This window comes from Acidobacteriota bacterium (genome assembly GCA_034211275.1).
In the GTDB taxonomy this organism is placed as follows: Bacteria; Acidobacteriota; Thermoanaerobaculia; order Multivoradales; family JAHZIX01; genus JAGQSE01.
Genome location: JAXHTF010000195.1, coordinates 1 through 12,720 on the forward strand (window position 1 = coordinate 1; position 12,720 = coordinate 12,720).

Consider the following 12,720-nt stretch of genomic DNA (forward strand, 5'->3'; position numbering starts at 1 on the left):
TACAAAGACGTAATTTCCACCAATTTTCGCCCCGACTTAACCATTTTTCAAACACATCTAAATAAGGAATTTTTCGCTTTAAACAAGCCAACCGAGTCGCCTCTTTATATATATATTGATCATCCTCACCAGCTTCCAGAGCCCGCTGGAAGCTGGTGAGGAGGCCGGCGGGCGATGGCTCCAGCGCGCCCACTTGGAAGCGGCCATGGCGGCCTGGGACGGTGGTGACGACGAGGCCATGGCCCGGAGTCTGGAGACTTCCCGAGGCCTCCGGGACGATGCTCGTTGGGCCTGGCGCTGGCACCAAGGCCAGGCTCTGGCGGCGCAGGCGCAGGGGGATGGCGAGACCATGGTGGAGCACCTCGCTCAGGCGTTGGGCCCCCATCGCCGCCGTCTGACCCGTTTCGAGGCCGGCAGTCTGTGGAACGATTTGGGGGTCGGCCGGGCGCAACTGGGAGATCTGGCCGGCTCGGAACGCGCCTTTCTGCACGCCCAGCGTCTGCTGGGCAGCTGCCAGGGGCCGCGGCGCACCACCCTCACCCTCTACAACCTGGCGGAGATACGGCTGCGCCGGGGGCGGCTCAAGGGCGTGCGGGAAATCCTCGAGGCCAGCACCGCGGAGAATCGGTTGGCGGGCAATTTGCGCGGGGCGATCCAGGACGCCGAGCTATGGGCGCGCTACGAGATGGTGCAGGGGCGCTTTACCGCTGCGGCGGCGCACCTGCGCCAGACCTTGGACGAGCTGGAGAGCAAGGATTCCAGCTGGCGCCGGGACGCGGTGGAGATGCTGCTGGCCCGGGCGCTGGGGCTGGCCGGCGACGCCGAGGCCGCGGCGCAGGTGCTGGAGCGCGGCACGCCGCCGCTGGACGAGCTGGAGCCGGAAGAGCGGCCGGCGCTGTGGGCGCAGGCGGGCCTGCGGGAACGGGCGCTGGAACAGGCTGTGGAATCAGGGGCCGGGAGTCGTTTGTGGCGGGACGTGCTCACCGGAGCTCCTCCCGCCGCGGACCGCTGGCACGAGGTGGAGGAGCTGGGAGAGTTCCGTGCGGCGCGGCTGATACTGGACCTGGAGCTGGCCTCCCCGGGAATCGTGCCAGTGCGGCTGCGCCGGCGGGCGGCGGGAACCCTTCGCCGGTTGGGGGCGGCTCCGTCGGCAGCCCGGTTGGAAGCCTCCGACGATGGTGCTTGGGAAGCTCTGGCAGCCTATCAACGGCAGGCTCTCACCGCGGCTTCGGAGCCTCAAGACACGGCCCAGGAGATGGCTCAGCTATTGACCGCGGCGGGTTATCCGGAGGCGCAGCTGGAGTGGCGGCGGGACGGTGCCGTGGGCGAGCCGGCCCTGGTGATCAAGGCTTCGGGTTCGGGCCGGGGGATGCCAGCGAAAGCTGCCGAAACCTTGCCGGAAGTTGCGGAAGCGGAGCTCCCCGGCGGCCGGCTGGTGCTTCAGGCCACGGCGCTGGACCCGACTCTGGCGGCTCTCTTCACCGTCCTGGTGCGGGACTTCGAGCCGCCTCGGCGGCGGCGCAGCTCGCGCCGTGGCGGCATGGTCGGGGAGAGTCCGGCTTTGGGCGAAGCCCTGGAGCGGCTGGAGCGGCTCGCCGGCAGCCCGGTGCCGGTGCTCATTCAGGGGGAGAGCGGTACCGGCAAAGAGCTGGCGGCGCGGCGGGTGCACGATCTGTCACCCCGTCGGGAGGGTCCCTTCGTTGCCCTCAACTGCGCGGCTCTGTCGGAGAATCTGGTGCTTTCGGATCTCTTTGGTCACGTGCGGGGGGCTTTCACCGGTGCCGACCGGGACCGCGCCGGAGTCTTCGAGACCGCCCGCGGCGGCACCGTCTTCCTGGACGAGATCGGTGATCTACCCCTCTCCGCCCAGGGCAATCTCCTGCGCGTCTTGCAGGAAGGGGAGGTGCGGCGACTGGGAGAAAGCCTGCCGCGCAAGGTGGACGTGCGGGTGGTGGCGGCAACCCACCATGACCTGGAGCAGCGGGTGGCCGCCGGAGACTTCCGCCGCGACCTCTTCTACCGCCTGCGGGTCGCCCTGGTGACCCTGCCGCCGCTACGGGACCGCGGTCGGGACGTGATCCTGCTGGCGGAACATTTTCTCCACGGAACGAACAACCGCGCCCAGTCCGCAGGCTCTCGATCAGACCCTGAGAGCCGTGAGCTGACGGCGGCGGCCCGGGCGCGACTGCTGGGGCATTCGTGGCCCGGCAATGTTCGTGAGCTACGCAATGTGCTGAGTGTCGCGGTGGCGTTGGCCGGCGGTGGTGCGGTGGACGAGGAGCATCTGGATTTGCCGTCCGACGCGGCGACGCCGGTGACCGACTATCATCAGAGCCTCGAAGCCTTCCGCCGCCGCCTGGTGACCGAGGCGTTGGAAGCCGCCGGGGGCAACCGTGCGGAAGCCGCCCGCCGATTGGGGATGAGCCGCCAGGCGCTCTCCTATCTGGTACGGCAGCTGCGTCTCGAGGGCTAGTTGATGGAACGACTTGCCGAGTGAGCAACCGAAAGCAACGATGACCTATTACCTTCTTCGGCGTTTGGTGCAGGTGGTGCCGGTGGCGCTGCTGGTGGCGACGCTAGTTTTCTCCCTCATTCATTTGATTCCCGGGGACCCGGTGCAGATGATGCTGGGGGACGGCGCTCAGGCGGCGGACGTCCAGGCGTTGAGGGAATCCCTGGGGCTGGACCGCCCGCTGGGAGAGCAATATCTGGAGTTCATGACCGGGCTCTTCCGCGGCGACCTGGGAGAGTCCTTGCACTATCGCCGGCCGGTGACGGAGCTGCTGGCGGAGCACTATCCCGCCACCCTCGAGCTGGCGTTGGCGAGCATGTTGGTGGCGTTGATGATCTCTCTGCCGCTGGGAGTGCTGGCGGCACTGCACAAAGACGGGGTGATCGATCAACTCTCCCGGTTCTTTTCGTTGTTGGGGGTTTCCATCCCCAACTTCTGGCTCGGCCCCATGTTGATCCTGGTGTTTGCGATCTATTGGAATCTGCTCCCGGTGTCGGGGCGGGAGGGGTGGGCCAGCCTGGTACTGCCGGCCATTACCTTGGGTACCGCCCTCGCCGGATTGCTCACCCGCATGGTGCGCTCGTCGGTGGCGGAGGAGCTTCATCGGCCTTATCTGGTGACCGCTCAGGCCAAGGGTTTGCGGCGGGGACAGGCGGTTGTGCGTCATGCCCTGCGCAATGCTTTGATTCCGGTGGTGACCATCATCGGTCTGCAATTTGGCGCTCTACTCACCGGCGCCATCATCACCGAGACCATCTTCTCCTGGCCGGGGTTGGGGCGATTGCTGATTCAGGCCATCCGGCTGCGGGACTATCCGTTGGTACAGGGTGGTGTGTTGATCATCGCGGTGACCTATGTGCTGGTGAATCTGCTCACGGATCTGATCTACGCGCTGCTCGATCCGCGCATTCGCTATCAGGAGGAAGGCGCATGAAGATCCGTGCTCATGCCCTGGTCGGGGCGGCGGTGGTGGCGGCGGTGCTCCTGACGGCGCTGCTGGCGCCCTGGCTGGCGCCCTACGATCCCAGCGCCCAGGATCTGGAACGCCGCCTCGAACCCCCGACCTTGGAACATCCGCTGGGGCAGGACGAGTTGGGTCGGGACATTCTTTCGAGAATGATTTACGGGGCCCGGGTGTCGGTGGGAGTGGGTCTTTCGGTGGTGCTCCTGGCGGGAGCTTTGGGGACCGCTTTGGGATCCCTATCAGGTTTCGTGGGCGGTCGCTTGGATACCCTGGTGATGCGCGTTTCCGATGTCTTCCTAGCCTTTCCGGGGATCCTCCTAGCCATCGCTTTGGTGGCGGTTCTGGGGCCGGCTCTGCGCCATGTGGTGCTGGCGTTGGTGGTCATCGGCTGGGTGGGGTACGCACGGTTGGTGCGGGGTCAGGTGCTGCAAATCCGGGAACAAGAATTCGTCCTCGCCGCCCGGACTACAGGGCTACGACCGTCGCGGGTGCTGTGGGTCCACGTATTGCCCAACGTGCTGCCGACACTGATGGTGCAGGCGAGCTTGGGAATGGCGGGAGCCATTCTGGCGGAGGCCGGGCTTTCGTTTCTCGGTTTGGGCATCCAACCCCCTACCCCTTCCTGGGGAGCGATGATCAATGCCGGCCGCAGCCATCTCTTGGATGCGCCGCATTTGGCGCTCTTCCCCGGCGCTGCCATCGTGCTCACCGTGCTGGGATTGAATTTCTTGGGCGATGCACTGGTCGACGCGCTCAATCCGCGGCTGCGGGGGGAGTTGGGGAAGCTCCCTTCCTCTACTTGAGGCCCCTTTCTCTACTTGAGGCCAATGCCTCCGGGTCTGGGCGCCCTAAGATCGAAAGCCCTTTCGTTTCCTTTCGGTTCAATTCATCATTCAGGATAGTGCGGCACCTTGGGCCGAGGTCGGCGGGGGCTTCGCCCGGGGCGCGGCTATCTGACGGATTATCAAGGACTTGGGGCGGGTCCGGCTTTTGCCGAAGGCGGGTTTCCGCCAGCTGGAGGAACGTTCATGGGAGCGTAGACTGAGGAAGACAACCCTTTTTTCCGATCATTGACTGGTTCTTTGTTGACTCGGTGCGGCATCTTAAGAATAATAGGCGCTGTTAGTTGATTTCTTTTCTTTCCCTTTTTAGGAGTTTCTAGGAACTGGCCCTTGCGGCCTTAGACACAGGAGAGCGGATTGCTTACACTTACTGAGGTTTCAAAACGAACGGGCATCTCGATGCCCACACTCCAGCGATACAAGAAAAACTACCAGGACCGGATCCCTTCGGAAGGCAAAGGCCGCATGCAGCGGTATCCGGAAGAGGCCTTGGAGGTTTTCGAAGAGATCAAGAAGGAGAACATCTCCAAGCGTGGCCGGCCGCGCAAGGAGAGTAGCGGCGATGGTGGTTCGAAGCGCAGAGGGCGCAAGACCCGCAGTCGCCGCAAGGCCCGCCGGAGCGCCGCCAAGAAGAAGGCGGAAGCGGCGAGCGACGATCAGGGCGAGGAGCTTCTGACCCTCACCGAGATCAGCAAGCGTACCGGTATTTCTTATCCCACTCTTTCCCGCTATGTGAAACAGCACAGCTCGCGGCTGAAGAGCAAGGGCAAGGGCCGTAGCCGGCGCTACTATCCGGAAGCGGTGGAGGTGTTCGAAGAGATTCGTTCCCAGAGCCGCCGTGGCCGTGGCCGCAGCAAGTCCACCGGCTCCAGCAGGTCCTCCTCTACCAGTCGGGTCACTTCTTCCGGCAGCAGCAAGGCGGATCGGGATGTGGTCAAGCGCCTGGCCGCCATCGAGCGCCAGCTGAAGGCGATCGAGAAGAAGCTCGACAAGCCGGTTCAGCTGACCCTCAAGCGGCGCTGATCGATCTCGGCAGTCAGAACTTCTGGTCAAGCCACGCGCCGGCGATCCGTTCGCAGGGACCACCTTCCGGGAGGCTTACTCCCGGGGCGATAAATGATCCCAGCCCAACGCCGGTAGCTCGACACAATCGACCGGGCCTTGTAATGACAGGGTCCGGTCGTTTTGTATGCGGCCGACGGCGGTGCAGCCAAAGCTCTCCGGTGGGTGAGTCTCGGGCGGTAGAGCGAAGAGCAGCACATAATCCTCCCCGCCTCCCAACTGGGTCTCCAGCGGATTCACCTCCAGAGCTCGGCACAGGGCCTGAAACTCTTTCGGTGCCGGCAGTGATGCGGCCTCGATCGCCGCTCCACAACCACTGGCGGCGCATAGCCGCGGCAGATCCTTGGCCAGCCCGTCGGATAGGTCGAGACCGGCGGCCCGGGGTTGGCTTCCGAGCCATTTGCCCAGCGCCAGTTGGGGCTCGGGGCGCAGATGACGGCGCAGGGAGTGGCGGGCGGCGGGGAGGAGCTCCGCGGGCAGCGAGTGCTCGGCGGCGAGGGGATCCGGGCGGCCTATCCGGCCCAGCAGGAAGCGGCCCAGGGCCGATTCCCCGAGGCTGCCGCCGACCCACAGCACATCTCCCGGGTGGGCCAGGTCGCGGCGCACCCAGCGCCCCCCGTCGGGCTGACGACCGATGAGGGTGAGGGTGGCGGTGACCGCCGGCGCCCGCGCCAGATCGCCGCCGGCGAGACGCAGGCCGTGAAATCTGCAGCCGTCGAGCAGGGCTCGAAAGAAGCGCTTGTGGGGGAAGTCCGCCGGGGCGGCGAGGGCGAGGAAGGCGTAGACAGGCTCGGCGCCCACCGCCGCCAGGTCGCTGAGGTTGACCGCCAACAGCCGATGGGCCACCACCGCCGGGTCAAGGCCGGGGAGGAAGTGGATCCCTTCGATCTGGCTGTCGACGGTGACGGCTTGGTGCCGGCTTCCCTCATCAGGAGAGGGGGGCAGCAGGGCAGCGTCGTCCCCCAGGAGCTCCGCCAGGCGGGAGTCCTGCCGCCGCAACCAGGCGAGGAGCTCGTCCTCACCCATCGTCGCCGGTGTTCTTCTGCGCATCCTCCTCGACGGGCTCTTCCTCTTGGTCGAGGGCGATCTTCACCACCTCGTCCATGTGATCCACCAGATGGAAGGTGAGCTTACGCTTGAGGGGGCTCGGGATCTCCTCGAGATCCCGGTGGTTGAGCCGGGGCAGCACCACCGTGTCGACGCCGGCGCTGCGGGCTGCCAGCACCTTTTCCTTGAGGCCGCCGATGGGCAGGATGTCGCCGCGCAGGGTGATCTCGCCGGTCATGGCCACTCGCCGCAGCACCGGTTTGCGGGTGAGCAGGGAAAGGATGGCGGTGGCGATGGTGATGCCGGCGGAGGGACCGTCTTTGGGGATGGAGCCGGCGGGCACGTGGATGTGCAGATCGTGTTGGGCGAAGTACTCCTCCCCCAGCCCCAGGTTCTTGCCGTAGCTGCGGGAGTAGGAGAGGGCCGCCTGGGCGGATTCCTTCATCACCTCGCCGAGCTGGCCGGTGAGGGTGAGCTTGCCCTTGCCGGGCACCGCCACCACCTCGATGAAGAGCAGGTCGCCGCCGGCGGCGGTCCAGGCGAGGCCGGTGGCGACGCCGACGCGGTCGCGGTCGAGGAGCTCCTCCGGGTAGTGCCGTGCCGGGCCGAGATATTTCTCCACCCGCTGGACGTTGATCTGGATGGGGGTCTCGTCGCCGGAGGCCACCTTCACCGCCACCTTGCGGCAGATGGCGGCGAGCTCGCGCTCCAAATTGCGCAATCCCGCTTCCTTGGTGTAGTGGCGGATGATCCGCCGCAGGGCGTTGTCGCTGAATTGCACGTGGCCCGGCTGCAGGCCGTTCTCCTCCGTCTGCTTGGGGATCAGATGGCGGCGGGCGATCTCCAGCTTCTCCTCCGCCGTGTAGCCGCTGAGGCGGATCACTTCCATGCGGTCGAGGAAGGCCGGCTGGATGGGCTCCAGTAGGTTGGCGGTGGCGATGAAGAGCACCTTCGACAGGTCGTAGGCCACTCCCAGGTAGTGATCCCGGAAGGTGGAGTTCTGCTCCGGGTCCAATACCTCCAGCAGCGCCGAGGATGGGTCGCCGCGGTAGTCAGCGCCGATCTTGTCGATCTCGTCGAGCATGAAGACCGGGTTGTTGGTGCCGGCCTGGTTGAGGCTTTGGATGATGCGCCCGGGCAAGGCGCCGACGTAGGTGCGCCGGTGGCCGCGGATTTCCGCCTCGTCGCGGACGCCGCCCAGGGAGAGGCGAACGAATTTGCGCCCCATGGCACGGGCGATGGAGCGCCCCAGGGAGGTCTTGCCGACGCCCGGCGGGCCGACGAAGCAGAGCAGCGGGCCCTTGGTGTCATCCTTGAGCTTGCGCACGGCGAGGAATTCGAGGATCCGTTCCTTGACCTTTTCCAGGTCGTAGTGATCCTCGTCCAGGACTTCCCGGGCCGGGCCGAGCTCCAGCTGGTCCTCGCTGGTTTTGTTCCAGGGTAGGCCGGTGAGCCATTCCAGGTAGGTGCGGGTGATGCTGGTCTCGGCACTCTCCGGGTGGCTGCGCTCGAGGCGGCGGATCTGGCGCTCCATTTCCTCCACCGCTTCCTCGCTCAGCTCCCGTTCCTTCGCCTGCTGACGGAACTCGGTGATCTCCTCACTCAGGTCGTCGCTTTCGCCGAGTTCGGTCTGGATCGCCTTGAGCTGCTGGCGCAGGTAGTACTCCCGCTGGCTGCGGTCCATCTCTCCCCGGGCTTCGGAGGAGATCTCCTGCTGCACCGTCAGCACCTGGATTTCGCGGTTGAGCAGGTCGCTGACCAGCTGCAGGCGGCGCAGAGCGTCGGTGGTCTCCAACAGGCCCTGACCTTCCTCCACCTCCAGGTCCAAATTGCTGGCAGCGAGGTCCGCCAGGCGGCCCGGGTCCTGTTGGCTGGCGGCGATGACCAGCACGTCCGGCGAGATGCCGCGGCCGAGGCTGGCGGCCTGTTCGAGGCGCTCCCGGACGCTGCGCATGAGGGCGTCGGCCTCCAGCGGGTCGTCGCCGTCGGGCTCCGGGATGGGATCGTCGGGGAGGGTTTCCACCCGCGCCTGGAGGAACGGCTGAGTCTGTTGGGGAGCTCCCAGGCTCGCCCGCGCCAGGCCTTGGATGAGGATGCGTACCCGGCCGTCGGGGAGCTTGAGCATGCGCAGGATGGCGGCGACGGTGCCGACGCTGTAGAGCTCGTCCAGCTCCGGCTCTTCCTGGCTCGAATCGCGTTGGGAGACGAGGAGGATCAGGCGATTGTCCTCGAGGGCTCGATCCACCGCCCGTAGGCCTTCCTCCCGGCCGACGGAAAGGGGCAGGATGATGTACGGGAAGACCACCGCGTCGCGCACCGGCAGCACCGGTAGGACGTCGGGGATGGTGATGGTCTCTTCGCTGTCGAGCTCTGGATTGTGGGCCATGATGGTCTCCGTGGACGGCGCGCCGGGACTGGGGGGCGCCGGGAGGGGCCGTTGCCGAAGGGGCCGCCTGAGGACGGCTGGCCTCCGGGCGCTGCCGGCGCCTCAGGTCTTGATCCGCGCGTCGTCTTCGGCGGAGGGTTCGGGGGTCTTGCGGGTGGGCAGGGAGCGGACCATCTCCATGAAGGCGTCCACATCCTCGAAACGGCGATAGACCGAAGCGAAGCGGATGTAGGCGACCTGGTCCAGCTCTTTGAGTCGTTCCATGATGAAGCTGCCGATGTCCTGGGTGCTCAACTCCCTCTCGGTGGTTTGGTGCAGCGACTGCTCCAGCGCGTCCACCAGCTCCTCCAGTTGCGAGACCGACACGGGCCGCTTCTCGCACGCCCGCAGCAGTCCGGCCATCACCTTCGAGCGGCTGAACTCCTGGCGGCTGCCGTCGTTCTTCACCACCATGTAGGGGATGTCTTCGATCTGCTCGTAGGAGGTAAAGCGGTGCTCGCAGTGATTGCACTGGCGGCGCCGGCGGATGGTCTCGCCATCACGGCTCTCCCGGGAGTCCACCACCCGATCGTCGTTTTGTCCGCAATAGGGGCATTTCATGGTGCCCACCTCCGTCCCGCCGCCGACCCCACGCAGGCACCCACCGGATTCATCGACGGATCGGGTGGGGAGAAGGCCCTCACTCACCGCCGGGGTTGGCGGGTCCTTTCGGATTGAGGGCGATGCTGAGCCGCAGCAGAACCTTTTCCAGGCTCGCCGGGTCCCGAATGTCGACGTGGAAATCGCGTACCGCGTCGACCACCTGGTTGTTCTCGTCCTCCACCTGCAGGTTGAGGGAGAAGCGCCGCAGGCGATGGAAGTCGGAGCGGTTGATGGTCATTTGGATCTCGCGGCTGAGCTCTCCGCCGCCGTTGGCTCCTGTCCGGGGGGCGGGGCGCGCCGGGCGGCGTCCCTTGACCTCTCGGCGCAACTTCTCCAGCTCGCCGAGGACGTCCACCGACTTGCGGGCTTTGGCGCCGGAGGGTTTCTTGGCCGCGGGCTGGGACGGAGCTGCCGGGGCTGCCGCTGTCGGGGCCGCCGCCGGTGGTGGGGCGGGCTGGGCCGGCGGACTGGGAGCTTGCGGACTGGCGGCTTGGGGTGCTGGCTCCTGGGCCGCGGGTTGGGCCGGAGGGGCTGCCGCAGCGGGCTTGGGTGGAGCCTGAACGGCGGGTTTGGCTGGAGCTTGAGCCGGCGGTTTGGCTGGCGGCTTGGGACCCTTGCCCCGGTCGCCGGCGTCGCGGGCGAGCTTCTTCTTGAGCGACAATAGGGTCAGCCGGGAGATTCCCTTGAGGGTTTCGAAGACGCCGTTGCCGTTCAGGGCGGAGGCTTCGAAGTACGGTCGCTTGCCTTCGGGATTGAGGGCGCTGTTGAGCTCTTCTACCGAGCAGATGGAGGGCAGATCCCGCTTGTTGTACTGCAGCACCATGGGCAGATCCCCGAGCTCGATGCCCATTCCTCCCAGATTCTCTGCAAGGTTCTTCAGCGAGTCGACGTTGGCCTGCAGCATGGGCTTTTGAGAATCGGCCACGAAGACCACGCCGTCCACACCCTTGAGCACCAGCTTGCGGGTGGTGTTGTAGAAGACCTGACCGGGAACGGTGTAGAGCTGGATGCGGGTGCTGAAACCGCCGATGGTGCCGACGTCGATGGGCAGGAGATCGAAGAAGAGGGTACGGTCGGTTTCGGTCTCCAACGAGACCATCTCGCCCCGGCTGTCGCCGGAGGTCTGGCTGTAGATGAAATGCAGATTGGTGGTTTTACCGCAGAGACCGGGACCGTAGTACACGATCTTGGCGGCCATCTGCATGGTGCTGTAGTTGAAGAAAACCATGGGGGTCAGTACCGCCGATGTGGGTGGGAGAGCATAGCACCGGTAGATTGGGTGGTCAATGGACGCAAGGTTTCACAAAGCCCCTGGTTACGGGCTCTCGCGGGTTGTCGAGAGCCGGTCTGCACGATCGATTTTCGAGCGGGTCTGCCCGTCGGCTTCTCACGCCCATGCTAGCGGAAAACGGGCGCCACCGCACCCATGACCCGCCTGCGGCGCCACTGGTGCTCGAACCAGCGCTCGAACTAGCCGCAGGACGGCGCGGCGGTGCTGGACGGCGTGTGGGGTAGAATCCAGGCCGGAGAAGGATTGGAAGAGCGCGAGGCGATCTTCGCCGTAGACCGGCACGGGAGCTTCTACCAGCGGGGGGTCCCGGGGACTGCCGGGAGCCTCGCTCCCGTTGCGCAAGTGCTTGGCCTACAAGCACTTGACCTTGACAAAGGGCGCTGTCACAAGTACCCTTCGCCAATTCGTCGGGGGCCGCGTAGAGCGGCTGCGCCGACGATCCAGTCTGCTGCCGCCACGGAGAGCCGGGACACGCGGATTCGCGACACGCGGAGTCAAAAGTTGGGGGTCGAGACGCTATGGGGAGCCAAGACGGAGAGTTTGGGCTGACCGCCCGAGACCGGGCCATCCTCAAGGATGTAATCCTGACGTATATCTTGAACGCCGAGCCGGTCAGCTCGCGGGCGGTGGCGAAGCATGGGCAGCACGGGCTGTCGGCGGCCACCATCCGCAACACCATGGCGGACTTGGAGGAGCTGGGGCTCCTGTCCCAGCCCCATACCTCCGCCGGCCGCGTTCCCACCCGCAAGGCCTACCACCTCTACATCGGCTCGATGATGGATCCGTCCCAGATCCCGCAGGGCATCCGCGACCGAATCGATCACGGCTTGGTTTCCAGCGAGGGCGACCCGGATCATCTGATGGCCGCCACCTCCCAGCTGCTGTCGGAGCTCAGTCATCAGGTGGGCATCCTGCTCACCCCGGCGCTGGCGGAGACGGTGCTCAAGACCGTCGAGTTCGTGCACCTTTCGGATCGCAAGGTCCTGTGCGTCGTGGTCTCCACCGCCGGCTTTGTGGACAAGAAGGTGATCCAGACCCGCGAGCCCCTGAGCCGCGAGCAGCTGGCGCGGATCTCCAACTATGTGACGGAGAATTTTTCCGGGCTGACGGTGCGCCAGATCCGCGACCGGCTTTTGCGGCTGATGGCGGAGGAGCGGGCGCAGATGGATCGGATTCTGGCGCTGACCATCGAGCTGGCGAAGACCGGACTGGACATCGGCGATCAGGAAGTCTTGGTGGACGGCACCAGCGAGCTGCTGTCCCAGCCGGAGCTGGCGGATATCGAGCGCGTTCGCTGCCTATTCGAGAAGTTCTCCGACAAGGCGCGGCTGGTGTACATGCTCACCGAATGCATGAAAGGCCACGGTGTGCGGGTTCTCATCGGCGAGGACAGCGATTTGACCTCGGATCTCGACTTCAGTCTGGTCACAACCACCTACGGCGTCGGGGAAAACCCCCTGGGTACCCTCGGGGTCTTCGGTCCGTCGCGGATGGAATATCAACGCACCATTCCGTTGGTTCACTACCTGGGGGAGCGGCTGAGCATGGCGCTGGCCAGCACCTTCTTGGCGGAGGATTGACGGGGTGGAAGCGAGATTTCGGCAAGGCCTTCCCATAGAATGATCGAAAGACTCCGCATACAGAATACGAGAGTGAGGCGGAGAGGAGCGTTTTGAAGATGTCGGAACAGGATTCGAATCGATCGGACAATCAGGGCCGCAAGAGCGGAGAGATCAAGATCCACGGCCCCGGCTCCGGCCGCCTGGACGCCGCCATGCGGGAGGCCGTGGAGGCGGTGGAGCAGGTGGCTAAACGGACCGGCCGCAAGCTGCCGGAGGACCCCGAGGAGGGGCCGGAGCAGCGGGCCGAAGGTGAGGCTGGTGACCGCGGCGACGAGCTCGCTGGGGATCCGGATCGCGCGGACCAAGTGGAGCAGTTAGAGCAGGAGCTGTCCAGCCTCAAGGACCTCTCCAT

Annotated in this window: 9 protein-coding genes and 2 pseudogenes; 6 read left to right on the top strand and 5 right to left on the bottom strand. The window is 65.7% G+C overall.

The features are described from left to right. Nucleotides 1-121: pseudogene (locus SX243_21310) on the bottom strand (G-D-S-L family lipolytic protein). On the opposite strand from SX243_21310, the gene SX243_21315 reads away from it, so the two are divergent. The 4 genes from SX243_21315 (at nt 122) to SX243_21330 (ending at nt 5,341) form a co-directional block, all read left to right on the top strand. Continuing rightward, nucleotides 122-2,473: a sigma 54-interacting transcriptional regulator gene (locus SX243_21315; protein ID MDY7095524.1), complete on the top strand. Its 2,352-nt coding sequence runs from the start codon at nt 122-124 to the stop codon at nt 2,471-2,473. It begins immediately after the preceding pseudogene. 40 nt (nt 2,474-2,513) lie between these two features. Then, a complete protein-coding gene (gene nikB, locus SX243_21320) occupies nt 2,514-3,446 on the top strand; it encodes a nickel ABC transporter permease (protein MDY7095525.1) in 933 nt (310 codons plus the stop codon). Further along, nucleotides 3,443-4,279 (top strand): ABC transporter permease, encoded by an 837-nt coding sequence (locus tag SX243_21325; protein MDY7095526.1) that lies wholly within the window; start codon nt 3,443-3,445, stop codon nt 4,277-4,279. The genes nikB and SX243_21325 overlap by 4 nt, the downstream gene beginning before the upstream one ends. Before the next feature lie 396 nt (nt 4,280-4,675). Beyond that, entirely contained in the window at nt 4,676-5,341 is a 666-nt protein-coding gene (locus tag SX243_21330; protein ID MDY7095527.1) for a MerR family transcriptional regulator, read from the top strand. A gap of 75 nt (nt 5,342-5,416) precedes the next feature. Here the strand turns inward: SX243_21330 and thiL are convergent, their stop codons facing one another. From thiL to SX243_21350, 4 genes and pseudogenes are all read right to left on the bottom strand, one after another. Continuing rightward, nucleotides 5,417-6,430: a thiamine-phosphate kinase gene (gene thiL, locus SX243_21335; GenBank protein ID MDY7095528.1), complete on the bottom strand. Its 1,014-nt coding sequence runs from the start codon at nt 6,428-6,430 to the stop codon at nt 5,417-5,419. Further along, complete coding sequence (gene lon / locus SX243_21340; protein ID MDY7095529.1) at nt 6,399-8,813, bottom strand: endopeptidase La; 2,415 nt, start codon at nt 8,811-8,813, stop codon at nt 6,399-6,401. The genes thiL and lon overlap by 32 nt, the downstream gene beginning before the upstream one ends. A 102-nt stretch (nt 8,814-8,915) precedes the next feature. After that, entirely contained in the window at nt 8,916-9,413 is a 498-nt protein-coding gene (gene nrdR / locus SX243_21345; protein ID MDY7095530.1) for a transcriptional regulator NrdR, read from the bottom strand. Between the two features lie 688 nt (nt 9,414-10,101). Beyond that, a pseudogene (locus tag SX243_21350) lies at nt 10,102-10,683 on the bottom strand (GTPase domain-containing protein). Nucleotides 10,684-11,264: 581 nt separating this feature from the next. Here SX243_21350 and hrcA point away from each other — a divergent pair. After that, a complete protein-coding gene (gene hrcA, locus SX243_21355) occupies nt 11,265-12,326 on the top strand; it encodes a heat-inducible transcriptional repressor HrcA (GenBank protein MDY7095531.1) in 1,062 nt (353 codons plus the stop codon). Between the two features lie 98 nt (nt 12,327-12,424). Continuing rightward, nucleotides 12,425-12,720: hypothetical protein (locus tag SX243_21360; GenBank protein ID MDY7095532.1), on the top strand; the 296-nt coding region annotated here is incomplete at its 3' end.